The 13,936-nt window shown below is 57.0% G+C and carries 13 protein-coding genes; 9 read left to right on the top strand and 4 right to left on the bottom strand.

Annotation, left to right across the window (positions count from 1 at the left end):
- Complete coding sequence (locus N5J69_RS11565) at positions 1 to 1,251, top strand: DUF445 domain-containing protein (RefSeq protein WP_279770423.1); 1,251 nt, start codon at positions 1 to 3, stop codon at positions 1,249 to 1,251.
- Positions 1,252 to 1,374: 123 nt separating this feature from the next.
- Here N5J69_RS11565 and lptG read toward each other — a convergent pair whose 3' ends face one another.
- A complete protein-coding gene (gene lptG / locus N5J69_RS11560) occupies positions 1,375 to 2,451 on the bottom strand; it encodes an LPS export ABC transporter permease LptG (protein ID WP_279770421.1) in 1,077 nt (358 codons plus the stop codon).
- On the bottom strand, positions 2,451 to 3,551 hold the full coding sequence (lptF, locus tag N5J69_RS11555) for an LPS export ABC transporter permease LptF (protein WP_279770420.1): 1,101 nt from the start codon (positions 3,549 to 3,551) through the stop codon (positions 2,451 to 2,453). Before lptF ends, lptG begins: the two co-directional genes overlap by 1 nt.
- Positions 3,552 to 3,819: 268 nt before the next feature.
- Between lptF and pepA the strand changes: the two genes are divergently transcribed.
- From pepA to N5J69_RS11535, 4 genes are all read left to right on the top strand, one after another.
- Positions 3,820 to 5,331, top strand: a complete 1,512-nt coding sequence (gene pepA, locus N5J69_RS11550) for a leucyl aminopeptidase (RefSeq protein ID WP_009092357.1) — start codon at positions 3,820 to 3,822, stop codon at positions 5,329 to 5,331.
- 65 nt (positions 5,332 to 5,396) lie between these two features.
- Positions 5,397 to 5,855, top strand: a complete 459-nt coding sequence (locus N5J69_RS11545) for a DNA polymerase III subunit chi (protein WP_279770417.1) — start codon at positions 5,397 to 5,399, stop codon at positions 5,853 to 5,855.
- Between the two features lie 5 nt (positions 5,856 to 5,860).
- Complete coding sequence (locus N5J69_RS11540) at positions 5,861 to 8,716, top strand: valine--tRNA ligase (RefSeq protein WP_279770415.1); 2,856 nt, start codon at positions 5,861 to 5,863, stop codon at positions 8,714 to 8,716.
- 76 nt (positions 8,717 to 8,792) lie between these two features.
- On the top strand, positions 8,793 to 9,305 hold the full coding sequence (locus N5J69_RS11535) for a GNAT family N-acetyltransferase (RefSeq protein ID WP_279770413.1): 513 nt from the start codon (positions 8,793 to 8,795) through the stop codon (positions 9,303 to 9,305).
- 14 nt (positions 9,306 to 9,319) lie between these two features.
- Here N5J69_RS11535 and miaE read toward each other — a convergent pair whose 3' ends face one another.
- Together miaE and rraB are read right to left on the bottom strand one after the other, a co-directional pair.
- Positions 9,320 to 10,081 (bottom strand): tRNA isopentenyl-2-thiomethyl-A-37 hydroxylase MiaE, encoded by a 762-nt coding sequence (gene miaE, locus N5J69_RS11530; RefSeq protein ID WP_279770411.1) that lies wholly within the window; start codon positions 10,079 to 10,081, stop codon positions 9,320 to 9,322.
- A 56-nt stretch (positions 10,082 to 10,137) separates the two neighbouring features.
- On the bottom strand, positions 10,138 to 10,560 hold the full coding sequence (rraB, locus tag N5J69_RS11525) for a ribonuclease E inhibitor RraB (RefSeq protein WP_279770409.1): 423 nt from the start codon (positions 10,558 to 10,560) through the stop codon (positions 10,138 to 10,140).
- A 160-nt stretch (positions 10,561 to 10,720) separates the two neighbouring features.
- Here rraB and argF point away from each other — a divergent pair, with 160 nt between their 5' ends.
- The 4 genes from argF to ridA all read left to right on the top strand — a co-directional run bounded on the left by argF (position 10,721) and on the right by ridA (position 13,916).
- On the top strand, positions 10,721 to 11,728 hold the full coding sequence (gene argF, locus N5J69_RS11520; protein WP_279770407.1) for an ornithine carbamoyltransferase: 1,008 nt from the start codon (positions 10,721 to 10,723) through the stop codon (positions 11,726 to 11,728).
- 317 nt (positions 11,729 to 12,045) lie between these two features.
- Positions 12,046 to 12,981 (top strand): aspartate carbamoyltransferase, encoded by a 936-nt coding sequence (gene pyrB, locus N5J69_RS11515; RefSeq protein WP_279770405.1) that lies wholly within the window; start codon positions 12,046 to 12,048, stop codon positions 12,979 to 12,981.
- A gap of 12 nt (positions 12,982 to 12,993) precedes the next feature.
- Complete coding sequence (gene pyrI, locus N5J69_RS11510) at positions 12,994 to 13,458, top strand: aspartate carbamoyltransferase regulatory subunit (RefSeq protein WP_010251684.1); 465 nt, start codon at positions 12,994 to 12,996, stop codon at positions 13,456 to 13,458.
- A gap of 71 nt (positions 13,459 to 13,529) precedes the next feature.
- Positions 13,530 to 13,916: a 2-iminobutanoate/2-iminopropanoate deaminase gene (gene ridA / locus N5J69_RS11505; RefSeq protein ID WP_279770403.1), complete on the top strand. Its 387-nt coding sequence runs from the start codon at positions 13,530 to 13,532 to the stop codon at positions 13,914 to 13,916.
- Positions 13,917 to 13,936 lie beyond the last annotated feature (20 nt).

Here is a 13,936-nt window from a genome sequence, read left to right as displayed (position 1 = left end):
ATGGATAAACAACACGAACTGAAACGGACTAAACGTCTGGCGCTGCTGTTGCTGCTGCTCGCTGCCGCGACCTTTGTCGTCACCCTTTTCCTGCCGCCCGGCTTTTGGGTCAGCGGCGTCAAAGCGATTGCGGAGGCCGCGATGGTCGGGGCACTGGCGGACTGGTTTGCCGTGGTCGCACTCTTCCGTCGCGTGCCGGTGCCCTTTATCTCACGCCATACCGCCATTATTCCGCGTAACAAAGATCGTATCGGGGAAAACCTCGGCCGCTTTGTGCAGGAGAAGTTTCTTGATACCGACTCCCTGCTGAATCTGATCCGCCGTCACGATCCCTCTGCCCTGCTGGCGCAGTGGCTGAATGCGCCGGGCAATGCTGACCGGATTGGCCGTCATCTGCTGCAGGTAATGCGCGGCTTCCTGGATCTGACCGATGACACCCGCATTCAGGCCTTTATGCGCCGCGCCGTGCATCGCGCCATCGACAAGGTCGATCTCAGCCAGACCAGCGCCCTGGTGCTGGAGAGCCTGACCAAAAACAACCGTCATCAGGCGCTGCTGGATGCGGCCATCGCCCAGCAGCTGGTGCGCTGGCTCAGGCGCGAGCATCCTATCAAAGCCAAAATGTTGCCGACCGAGTGGCTGGGGGAACACAGCGCCGAGCTGGTGGCGAACGCGGTTGATTCACTGCTGGATGATGTGGCACTGGACCAGGGCCATGAGCTGCGCCTCGGCTTCAACCGGGCGGTAGACAAGCTGATCGTGAAACTGCAGAACGACCCGGAAATGGCTGAACGCGCCGAAGAGATTAAAGGCTGGCTGAAAGAGGATGCCTCATTCAATCGTTACATCGGCGAGCTGTGGAATGATATGCGCAACTGGATCAGGACCGATCTCAGCAGTGAGGATTCACGCGTCCAGGAGAAAGTGCGCGGCGCGGCCCTGTGGCTGGGCGAAACGCTGGCGGCCGACCCGGCGCTGCGTGACTCCATGAATCAGCATCTGGAACAGGCGGCGCGCAGCGTAGCCCCGGAGTTTGCCCATTTCCTGACGCGTCACATTAGCGATACCGTGAAGAGCTGGGATGCAAAGGACATGTCGCAGCAGATCGAACTGAATATCGGCAAAGACCTGCAGTTTATCCGTATCAACGGCACGCTGGTAGGCGGCACCATCGGACTGGTTCTCTATCTGCTGTCGCAACTGCCCGCAGCTCTGCCTGCGCTGTCAGGCTGGATAAGCCGCGTGGGGTAAAGCTGCCACTCCACGCGCCAGCCGCCTCTTCCGGACGACTCACCCCCGTCTGCTCCCTGAGCCAGCACGTTGAAAACAGGAAAGGCCGCTTTCGCGGCCTTTTCCTCACTTCGCTTGCTGCGCTTAGCGCCGCTTAATCAGCATAAACAGACTGATCGCGAAGAACGCAAAGCTTGGCAGAATCGCACCCAGAATCGGTGGCAGACCATAGACCAGACTCAGCGGACCGAAGATCTGGTCAAGCACGTAGAACAGGAAGCCAAAGCTGATCCCTGTCACCACACGCACGCCCATCGACACGCTACGCAGCGGACCGAAGATAAACGACAGCGCCATCAGCATCATCACCGCCACCGACAGCGGCTGGAAAATCTTGCTCCACATATTCAGCTGATAGCGTCCTGCTTCCTGCCCGCTCTGCTTCAGATATTTGCTGTAGCTGTGCAGACCGCGAATCGATAACGCGTCAGGGTCCAGCGCGACCACACCCAGCTTGTCTGGCGTCAGATTGGTTTTCCACTCGCCACTCAGGCTCTGTGAACCGGTAATCTGCTTTGGATCGGTCAGGTTTGATTCATCGACCTGTGACAGCATCCAGCGCTTTTTATCCGCATCCCAGGTCGCTGTCGCCGCGTAACGCACGCTCTGCAGACGACGCTGATCGTTAAAGCTGTAGATGCTCACACCATCAATTTCGTTGTCGCCTTTAATGCGCTCAATATAGATGAAGTTATTACCATCTTTTGCCCACAGGCCATTCTGCGTCGAAACCAGTGCGCCGCCATAAAGCTGCTGCGCCCGATAGTTACGCGCCATCTGCTCGCCCGACGGCGCAACAAACTCACCAATCGCCATCGTCAGCAGCACCAGCGGAATCGCGGTTTTCATCACCGACAGCGCAACCTGCATGCGGGTAAAGCCCGCCGCCTGCATCACCACCAGCTCACTGCGCTGCGCCAGCGCGCCCAGTCCCAGCAGCGCGCCCAGCAGGGCCGCCATCGGGAAGAAGATCTCAATATCTTTAGGCACGCTAAGCAGGGTGTAATAACCGGCACTCAGCGCGCTATAGCTGCCCTGGCCGGTTTTACGTAGCTGATCGACAAACTTGATGATGCCGGAAAGCGACACCAGCATGAACAGCGTCAGCATGATGGTATTAAAAATGGTTTTACCGATATAGCGGTCAAGTACGCGAAACATCAGACCGACCCTCCGCGGGTAAAGCGGGCGCGAATCCGACGCATCGGCACCGTATCCCACAGGTTAAGCAGCACCGCCAGCACCAGATAGCTGATATTCACGACCCACATCCAGAGTGCCGGATCGAGCCGCCCTTTCGCGCCGCTCGACTTCAGCGAGCTCTGCAACAGGAAGAAGATGAGATACAGCAGCATGGCGGGCAACATCGACAGCACGCGGCCCTGACGTGGGTTCACCACGCTGAGCGGCACCACCATCAGCGCCATCACCAGCACCGCGAACACCAGCGTCAGACGCCAGTGCAGCTCGGCCTGGAAATCAGGTGTCTTATTCGCGAACAGGTCCGTCAGACTCGCCTGCTCGGCATCGTTTGGATCGAGCGTTGCCGCTTTATACCCCACGATGGCCTGATAATTGGTGAAGTCGGTGATACGGAAATCACGCAGCAGTGCCGTACCCTCAAAGCGGGTGCCTTTATCCAGCGTCACCACCTGCGAGCCATCTTTATGCTGCTCCATGTGACCGCTGTCAGCCAGCACCACCGAGGGACGGGCGTTACCTTTTGGCCGTAACTGCGCCAGGAACACATTACCAAAATGGTTGCCCTTCACATTCTCGACAAACAGCACGGCGCTGCCGTCGCTGGAGGTCTGGAACTGTCCGGCAGCCATCGCCGCCGCACCCGGGTTCGCCTTGGCGTTCTGCGTCACCTCGTCCTGATAGCGGGATGACCACGGCCCCAGCCAGATGACGTTCACCGCGGCTACCACTGCGGTAAAGAACATCAGTACCATCGCTGCCTTAACCAGAACGGCCTTGCTCAGGCCGCAGGCGTGCATCACGGTAATTTCACTTTCCGTGTAGAGACGCCCCAGCGTCATCAGGATCGCCAGAAACAGACTTAAGGGCAGTATAAGTTGTGCCATTTGAGGCACGCCGAGTCCTAACAAGGTCAGAACGAGGTTTGTCGGCACTTCGCCATCCACCGCGGCTCCCAGGATCCTGACTAACTTCTGACAAAAGAAGATGAGTAGCAGGATAAACAGGATAGCCAGCTGGCTTTTGAGCGTTTCCCGAACCAGATATCTAATGATGATCACGCTTAGTACGCCTGTGAAAACTTGTCTTTTTGCAGGAAAATCGCTAGTTTCAACGCTTATCAGCCATTTTTCTTCATCAATGGCCGTCGCCGTAGCTAAATTTGTATGAAAAACGCGTCCGGGTGGTGAAAAAACAACATCTTGTCACCCTGATTCATTATGACCTCCAGCGGCAGAATGTCATGCTGCGACAATGAATAAATGGGTCATGAGCGCGCTACATTCTAGCGGCAGCAGCGGCCGTTGTCTTTAAGATTCAGGAGAGTGCATGGAGTTCAGTGTAAAAAGCGGAAGCCCGGAAAAACAGCGCAGTGCCTGCATTGTCGTTGGCGTTTTCGAACCGCGTCGTCTGTCACCGATTGCCGAGCAGCTGGATAAAATCAGCGACGGCTACATCAGCGCCCTGCTGCGCCGCGGCGAGCTGGAAGGAAAAGTGGGCCAGACACTGCTGCTGCATCATGTGCCAAATATCCTGTCCGAGCGTATTCTGCTGATTGGCTGTGGTAAAGAGCGTGAGCTGGATGAACGCCAGTACAAGCAGGTCATTCAGAAAACCATTAATACGCTGAACGACACCGGTTCTATGGAAGCGGTCTGCTTCCTGACCGAGCTGCACGTTAAAGGCCGCAATACTTACTGGAAAGTGCGTCAGGCGGTGGAGACCTCAAAAGAGGCGCTCTACAACTTTGACCAGCTCAAGAGCAACAAAGCGGAGCCACGTCGTCCGCTGCGCAAGCTGGTGTTTAACGTGCCGACCCGCCGTGAACTGACCAGCGGCGAACGCGCCATCCAGCATGGATTAGCGGTTGCTGCCGGTATGAAAGCAGCTAAAGATCTCGGCAACATGCCGCCCAATATCTGTAACGCTGCTTATCTGGCGTCACAGGCGCGCCAGCTGGCCGATGCCTTCAGCAAAAATGTCACGACCCGCGTGATCGGTGAACAGCAGATGAAAGAGCTGGGCATGAACGCCTATCTCGCCGTCGGTGCCGGTTCGCAAAATGAATCGCTGATGTCGGTGATTGAGTACAAAGGCAATCCTGACGCTGAAGCGCGGCCGATTGTGCTGGTGGGTAAAGGGCTGACCTTTGACTCCGGCGGCATCTCTATCAAGCCTGCCGACAGCATGGACGAAATGAAATATGACATGTGTGGCGCGGCCGCCGTTTATGGCGTGATGCGGATGGTGGCAGAGCTGAATCTGCCGCTGAACGTGGTTGGCGTGCTGGCGGGCTGTGAAAACATGCCGGATGGCCGCTCAATGCGTCCGGGTGACGTGCTGACCACCATGTCTGGCCAGACGGTTGAAGTGCTGAACACCGACGCCGAAGGCCGCCTGGTGCTGTGCGATGCGCTGACCTACGTGGAACGTTTCGATCCCGAAGTGGTTATTGACGTGGCAACGCTGACCGGTGCCTGCGTGATTGCGCTGGGCCATCACATCAGTGGCCTGCTGTCGAACCACAATCCGCTGGCGCATGAGCTGATCAGCGCTTCGGAGCAGTCGGGCGATCGCGCCTGGCGTCTGCCGATGGCGGATGAGTTCCAGGAGCAGCTGGAGTCCAACTTTGCGGATATGGGCAACATTGGTGGCCGTCCTGGCGGCGCGATTACCGCAGCCTGCTTCCTGGCTCGCTTTGCCCGCAAATATAACTGGGCGCACCTGGATATCGCCGGCACGGCCTGGCGTTCCGGCAAGGCCAAAGGTGCGACCGGACGTCCGGTGCCGATGCTGTCGCAGTTTCTGTTGAATCGGGCAGGATTGAACGGCGACGACTAAGCGCCCTCTTTTCTGACAGCAGGGGCGGATCGCATTCCGCCCCTGATCTTCTGATGAGCTAACCGATGAAAAACGCAACCTTCTACGTGCTGGAAACCGATGCCCCAGTCGACGGCCTGAGCGCCGTTGAAGCGCTGGTGTGCGATCTGGCGGAAACACGCTGGCGGGCCGGAAAGCGGGTATTGATCGCCTGCGAAGATGAACAGCAAGCCGTTCGTCTCGACGAAGCGCTGTGGCAACGACCGGCAAACGCCTTCGTGCCGCACAACCTGGCGGGTGAAGGCCCGCGCTACGGTGCGCCGGTTGAGCTGGCCTGGCCCCAGCGTCGCGGCAGTTCACCGCGCGACCTGCTGATTAGCCTGCTGCCCCACTTCGCAGATTTTGCTACTGCTTTCCATGAAGTGATAGACTTCGTTCCTTACGAGGACGCTCTCAAACAACTGGCGCGCGACCGCTATAAAGCGTATCGCAGCGTTGGATTCCAATTGAATACGGCAGCGCCACCACAGCCGCAAACGACATAGCAGAAATGGAAAAGACATATAACCCGCAAGATATCGAGCAGCCGCTTTACGAGCATTGGGAAAAGCAGGGCTACTTCAAACCGAATGGCGACACCAGCCAGGAAAGCTTTTGCATCATGATCCCGCCGCCGAACGTCACCGGTAGCTTGCACATGGGTCACGCCTTCCAGCAAACCATCATGGACACCATGATCCGTTACCAGCGCATGCAGGGGAAAAATACCCTGTGGCAGGCCGGTACCGACCACGCGGGCATCGCCACGCAGATGGTGGTTGAGCGCAAAATTGCGGCTGAAGAGGGCAAAACGCGCCAGGACTATGGCCGCGATGCGTTCATCGACAAAATCTGGCAATGGAAAGCTGAGTCCGGCGGCACCATTACCCGCCAGATGCGCCGTCTGGGCAACTCCGTCGACTGGGAGCGCGAGCGCTTCACGATGGACGAAGGCCTGTCCAACGCCGTTAAAGAAGTCTTTGTTCGCCTCTATAAAGAGAACCTGATCTACCGTGGCAAACGCCTGGTGAACTGGGACCCTAAGCTGCGCACGGCGATCTCCGATCTGGAAGTGGAAAACCGCGAGAGCAAAGGCTCTATGTGGCATATCCGCTATCCGCTGGCGGACGGCGCAAAAACGGCCGACGGTAAAGATTACCTGGTTGTTGCCACCACCCGCCCGGAAACCCTGCTGGGCGATACCGGCGTGGCGGTTAACCCGGACGATCCCCGCTACAAAGATCTGATCGGCAAATTTGTGATGCTGCCGCTGGTTGGCCGCCTGATTCCTGTCGTGGGCGACGAACACGCCGACATGGAAAAAGGCACCGGCTGCGTCAAGATCACCCCCGCTCATGACTTCAACGACTATGAAGTCGGTCGTCGTCACAAGCTGCCAATGATCAACATTCTGACCTTCGACGGTGACATCCGCGACCGCGCTCAGGTGTATGACACCAACGGCGAAGCCAGCGATGCCTGTTCGGATGAGATCCCGGCGGCTTTCCAGAACATGGAACGCTTCGCAGCGCGTAAAGCCATTGTCGCCGCTGTCGATGAGCTGGGCCTGCTTGAAGAGATCAAACCTCACGACCTGACCGTGCCTTACGGCGACCGTGGCGGTGTTGTTATCGAGCCGATGCTGACCGACCAGTGGTATGTGCGCACCGCCCCGCTGGCGAAAGTGGCGGTTGAAGCCGTTGAGAATGGTGACATCCAGTTCGTGCCGAAGCAGTACGAAAACATGTACTTCTCCTGGATGCGCGATATCCAGGACTGGTGTATTTCCCGTCAGCTCTGGTGGGGTCACCGCATCCCGGCGTGGTATGACAACAACGGTAACGTCTACGTTGGCCGCACCGAAGATGAAGTCCGCGCCGAGAACAACCTGGCCGCCGACGTGGCGCTTCGTCAGGATGATGACGTGCTGGACACCTGGTTCTCCTCAGGTCTGTGGACCTTCTCCACCCTGGGCTGGCCGGAAAACACCGAAGCGCTGCGCACTTTCCATCCGACCAGCGTGCTGGTCAGCGGCTTCGACATCATCTTCTTCTGGATTGCCCGCATGATCATGCTGACCATGCACTTCATCAAAGATGAAAACGGCAAACCGCAGGTGCCGTTTAAAACCGTCTACATGACCGGTCTGATCCGTGATGAAGAGGGTCAGAAGATGTCGAAATCCAAGGGCAACGTGATTGACCCGCTGGATATGGTCGACGGCATTTCGCTGGAAGCGCTGCTGGAAAAACGTACCGGCAACATGATGCAGCCACAGCTGGCAGAGAAAATCCGCAAACGTACCGAGAAGCAGTTCCCGGACGGCATCGAGCCATCGGGCACCGATGCGCTGCGTTTCACCCTGGCCGCACTGGCTTCAACCGGCCGCGACATCAACTGGGATATGAAGCGCCTGGAAGGGTATCGCAACTTCTGTAATAAGCTGTGGAACGCCAGCCGCTTCGTGCTGATGAACACCGAAGATCAGGATTGCGGACAGAATGGCGGCGAAATGACGCTGTCGCTGGCGGATCGCTGGATCCTGACCGAGTTCAATCACACGGTGAAAGCCTACCGTGAAGCGCTGGACAGCTATCGTTTCGATATCGCGGCGAACATTCTGTATGACTTCACCTGGAACCAGTTCTGCGACTGGTATCTGGAGCTGACCAAGCCGGTGATGAACAGCGGCAGTGAATCTGAACTGCGCGGTACCCGCCATACGCTGGTTCACGTGCTGGAAGCGCTGCTGCGTCTTGCACACCCCATCATTCCGTTTATCACTGAAACCATCTGGCAGCGCGTGAAAGGCCTGAAAAACATCAGCGATGACACCATCATGCTGCAGCCGTTCCCGCAGTTTGATGCTGCGAAAGAAGATGTCGCGGCGAAAGCGGACATCGAGTGGATGAAGCAGGCGATTGTTGCCGTTCGTAATATCCGTGCGGAAATGAACATTGCGCCGAGCAAGCCGCTGGATGTGCTGCTGCGTGACTGCTCACCGGCTGCCCAGCGCCGCGTTGAGGAGAACCGTAACTTCCTGTCGCGCCTGGCACGTCTGCAAAGCCTGACCATTCTGCCTGCGGGTGAGAAAGGCCCGGTTTCCGTGACCAAAATTGTGGAAGGCGCAGAGCTGCTGATCCCGATGGCGGATCTGGTCGACAAAACCGCTGAGCTGGAGCGTCTGGCGAAAGAGCTGGTTAAGCTGGATGTGGAAATCGAGAAGATCGAGACCAAGCTGGCGAACGAAGGCTTTGTTTCACGCGCCCCGGAAGCGGTCGTCGCGAAAGAGCGCGAACGCGTGGCAGAACTGCAACAATCAAAAGCAAAACTGATTGAACAGCAGGCGGTCATTGCGGCATTGTAAGCGTCTTAGCTGACAGCTTATTCATAAAGCCGGGCTTGCCCGGCTTTTTTATTGACCTCGTACAAATCCGGAAGAGATGATGACGACCCGTACCATCCCGCGTGTTGACCTCCAGGTGCGGCCGATTACTGCCGCCGATAATCCGCATATTGCCCAGGTGATCCGTGACGTTTCTGCGGAGTTTGGCCTGACGGCTGACAAGGGCTATACCGTCTCCGATCCCCAGCTCGACCAGCTGTTTGAACTTTACAGTGCCGAACAGAGTGCCTACTGGATCGTTGAGTATCAGGGCAGCGTCGTGGGCGGCGGCGGGGTTGCACCTCTGGCGTGCAGCGCACCCGATATCTGTGAACTGCAAAAGATGTACTTTCTGCCCACAGTGCGCGGTCTGGGTCTGGCGCGCGAACTGGCGCTGCGGGCGATGGAACATGCACGCAGCCACGGCTTCCGCCGCTGCTATCTGGAAACCACGGCCAGCCTGACGCGGGCCATCAGACTCTATGAGTCACTGGGCTTTGCGCATATCGACAGTGCGATGGGCTGTACCGGCCACGTAGATTGCGAAGTGCGGATGCTGAAACAGCTGTGAAAGACGGGGCTGAATCAGAATGCCGGCACGCCGCTGTGAAAGCGTAATTCGTTGTCGGGCTCACTGATTAACCGCCCTTCTGTGGCCCCAATCGCCTGCACCCGTGGTGCGATATCTTTACCGGCGATCTGCGCGGCCAGCGTCAGATAGTCCTGATAATGCCGCGCCTCGGAGCGCAGCAGCGAAAGGTAGAACTTCGCCAGCTCGTCGTCCAGCCAGGGGGCCAGACTGGCGAAGCGCTCACAGGATCGCGCCTCAATGTAAGCGCCACAAATCAGCTTATCGACCAGCGTTTCCGGCTCATGGGTGGTGACTTCACGCAGCAGGGATTTTGCATAGCGGCTGGAGGTGATCTTCTGATAGACCAGCCCGCGCGACTGCATAATTTCCCACACCTGATAGAAGTGATGCAGCTCCTCTTTAATCAACAGCACCATCTTCTCTACCAGCTCATCCGCCCACGGCAGCGCATTGCGCACAATGATGCGTTTCGTCAGATTCTTATGGGCGTTAATAAAGTCGCTGTCGCCATCTTCGCGGAAGATAAAATCTTCATAGGGTTTCAGCCACGCCAGAATGGCGTCGCCGCTGGGTTTGTCGGCAACATATTTGCGGATCAACCATACTGCGGTCTGTGCGGCTTTCAGCTCACACACCAGATGGTCGGTTAACAGCAGAGTCAGGTTTTCCGGCTTGCGCGCCTCATCAATCCAGGCCTGTGGCGTGCGGCAATGCAGAAACTGATAGATCGGTTCGAGTAACGATGCGTAATTCATGATGTCAGAACAGGTGTGGCAGAAGTGACAGGCGGAGAACTCTCCGCCCCGGCTAATTAGTGGCGAATACCATCATCATCTTCATCGTCGATGGCGTCGTCATCTTCGTCTTCATCTTCAGCATCGGGATCTTCAAAATAGGTGCCCCAGCCGTCGTAGTCGACGTTGTACTTACCAATCAGGTTCACCAGTTGCTCCACCTGCGCATCGATCAGTTCAGGCTTCAGCGCAGATTCGCTGATGATGTCGACACACATCACGGTGGTGCCATCTTCCAGTTCCAGCTCTTCCGGCTCGGTCACTTCATAACCCAGCTTGAACGCATCAACAGCGGCTTTTTCCAGTGAATCAAAATTATTGCATGAGAGATGATGCTCGATGGTATAGAGCGCATCAGGATCGCTGCCATCCTCCAGCAGCTCTTCAATAATCTGCCGTGTCTCTTCCTGCTGCTCTTCCAGTAATGCTTCATATGCCATGACAATGTCCTCTCTGAGTTCGGCAATAAGCAATTATTTTCCCACACTGCCTGTCGCGCCACTACACAAAACGAAAAGTTTATTAGCCTCACACTTGAAAATGCATATTCATACGGTTAGATTGAATTTTAATTCACTTTAATGATTACCGGAGTGTTGTATGAGTCAGCTGTATCAGCGCCATTTCCTCAGGCTTCTGGATTTTACCCCCGCCGAAATTGGGCACCTGCTCTCCCTTTCTGCTGAATTAAAAAAGGCGAAAAAGAGCGCCAGCGAAGTGCAGTATCTGAAGGGCAAAAACATCGCGCTCATCTTCGAAAAAGACTCGACCCGTACCCGATGCTCTTTCGAAGTTGCCGCTTACGATCAGGGTGCGAACGTCACCTATCTTGGCCCGAGTGGCAGTCAGATCGGCCATAAAGAGTCGATGCGCGACACCGCGCGGGTGCTGGGCCGGATGTACGATGGCATTCAGTATCGCGGTTACGGTCAGGCACTGGTGGACACGCTGGCGGAACATGCCGGTGTGCCGGTGTGGAATGGCCTGACCACCGAATTTCACCCAACCCAGCTGCTGGCCGATCTGCTGACCATGCAGGAGCATCTGCCGGGCAAAAAACTCAGTGAAATGACGCTGGTCTATGTGGGTGATGCGCGCAACAACATGGGTAACACCATGCTGGAAGCCGCCGCACAGGTCGGTCTGGATCTGCGTCTGGTCGCCCCGAAAAGCTGCTGGCCAGAGGACGAACTGGTGGCGCAGTGCCGCGCCGCTGCGCAGCAGACCGGCGGGAAAATTACCCTCACCGACAATATTGCTGATGGCGTGAAAGGCGCTGACTTTATCTACACCGACGTCTGGGTGTCGATGGGTGAAGCCAAAGAGGTCTGGGCTGAGCGTATCGCCCTGCTGCGTGACTATCAGGTTAACCGGTCCATGCTCGATCTGACCGGCAACCCGCAGGTTAAATTCCTGCACTGCCTGCCCGCCTTCCACGACGATCAGACCACGCTGGGCCAGCAGATGGCGGAGCAGTATGATTTGCCCAACGGCATGGAAGTGAGCAATGAGGTGTTTGAGTCGCCGCACAGCATCGTGTTCGATCAGGCTGAGAACCGGATGCACACCATTAAAGCGGTGATGGTCGCCACGCTCGGCCAGCGCTGACTGGTGGGTGTCAGGCGGGCTAAGGACGCTGAACAACGTCTGTCGACGCTGAGCAGCGCACCCGTCTGACCTCTTATGCGCCCCTGTCGGCCACAGAGCCGCAAACGTTTTCCTCTTGCTGACCCACCGCGAACGGGTATAATGCGGCCCAATTTGCCGGAGGAAATATGCGACAGCACAGCGGACAATTTGACGCTCAATCACGCCTGACCGCAGGCGGCGCTGCTGTTTCTTTCGGTCATCGACCCGATCATAAAAAAGCCCCTTAAGCAGGGGCTTTTTTTTGTCCGCAATCCGGCCGCGCAGAGGAGACAGCAATGCCTAACCCGCTATATCGCAAGCACATTATTTCAATCAACGACCTCAGTCGTGAAGAGCTGGAACTGGCGCTGCACACCGCTGCAAAGCTTAAAGCCAGCCCGCAGCCGGAACTGCTGAAGCACAAGGTCATCGCCAGCTGCTTCTTTGAGGCCTCGACCCGTACCCGCCTGTCGTTTGAAACCGCGATCCATCGTCTTGGCGCTTCAGCGGTGGGCTTTGCGGACGGCAGTAACACGTCGCTCGGTAAAAAAGGCGAAACCCTGGCCGACACCATTTCAGTGATCAGCACCTATGTCGATGCGATTGTGATGCGCCATCCGCAGGAAGGCGCAGCGCGCCTGGCGACGGAGTTCTCCGGCGGTATCCCGATTCTCAACGCCGGTGACGGGGCGAACCAGCATCCGACCCAGACGCTGCTCGATCTCTTCACCATTCAGGAGACGCAGAGCCGCCTTAATCAGCTGAATGTGGCGATGGTCGGCGACCTGAAGTACGGTCGCACCGTACACTCCCTGACGCAGGCGCTGGCGAAGTTTGATGGCAACCGATTCTTCTTTATCGCACCCGATGCGCTGGCGATGCCAGCCTATATCACCGACATGCTGGATGAGAAGAATATCGCCTGGTCACGTCACGACAGCTTTGAAGAGGTGATGCCGCAGCTCGACATCCTCTACATGACGCGGGTGCAGAAAGAGCGGCTCGATCCGTCAGAATATGCCAACGTCAAAGCACAGTTCATTCTGCGCGCTGCCGATCTCAATACGGCACGGGACAATATGAAAGTGCTGCACCCACTGCCGCGCATCGACGAGATCACGACCGATGTCGATAACACCCCTTACGCCTGGTATTTCCAGCAGGCGGGGAACGGCATCTATGCGCGCCAGGCTCTGCTGGCACTGGTGTTAAACAGCGAACTCGCCCTGTAAGGAGAATCCCCCATGACGCAGGACAATAAATTGCAGGTCGAAGCGATCAAACGCGGCACGGTCATCGACCACATTCCGGCGCAGATCGGCTTTAAACTGCTCTCCCTGTTCCGGCTGACCGAAACCGATCAGCGCATTACCATTGGTCTGAATCTGCCGTCGGGCGAGATGGGCCGCAAAGATTTGATCAAAATTGAGAACACCTTTCTCACCGACGATCAGGTGAATCAGCTGGCGGTCTATGCGCCCCACGCCACCGTTAACCGCATCGACGACTATGAAGTGGTGGCGAAGATCGCCCCGACGCTGCCGGATCATGTTGAACGGGTGCTGACCTGCCCCAACAGCAACTGCATCAGCCGCAGCGAGCCGGTCTTCTCCAGCTTTGCCGTGAAACAGCGTGCCGACGATGTGCATCTGAAGTGCAAATACTGCGAGAAAGAGTTCGCCCGCCATGTGGTACTGGGTCACTGGTAATCGCCCTGCCCGACCTTATAATGGGCAGCACCGGCGGCATCGCCGCCTGACGAATAATCAAAGGAGTCATGATGTCTCGTGAAATCAGTACTGAAAAAGCCCCTGCCGCTATCGGTCCCTATGTTCAGGGTGTCGATCTGGGCAACATGATCTTTACCTCGGGTCAGATCCCGGTGGATCCGGCGACCGGCCAGGTGGCGGATGACATTGCCGCACAGGCGCGTCAGTCGCTGGAAAATGTGAAGGCGATTGTTGAAGCGGCGGGTCTGAAGGTCGGCGACATCGTGAAGACCACGGTGTTCGTGAAGGACTTAAATGATTTTGCCACGGTCAACGCCACTTATGAGGCGTTTTTCACCGAGCATGAGGCGCACTTCCCGGCGCGTTCCTGTGTCGAAGTGGCGCGTCTGCCAAAAGATGTGAAAATCGAAATCGAAGCGATTGCCGTTCGTCGCTAAGACTCAGGCCGCCTCTCTCC

The organism is Pantoea sp. GD03673 (genome assembly GCF_029844725.1).
Lineage (GTDB): Bacteria > Pseudomonadota > Gammaproteobacteria > Enterobacterales > Enterobacteriaceae > Pantoea.
The sequence above is the reverse complement of the archived record's forward strand: the minus strand, read 5'-3'. Positions and strand labels throughout refer to the sequence as shown.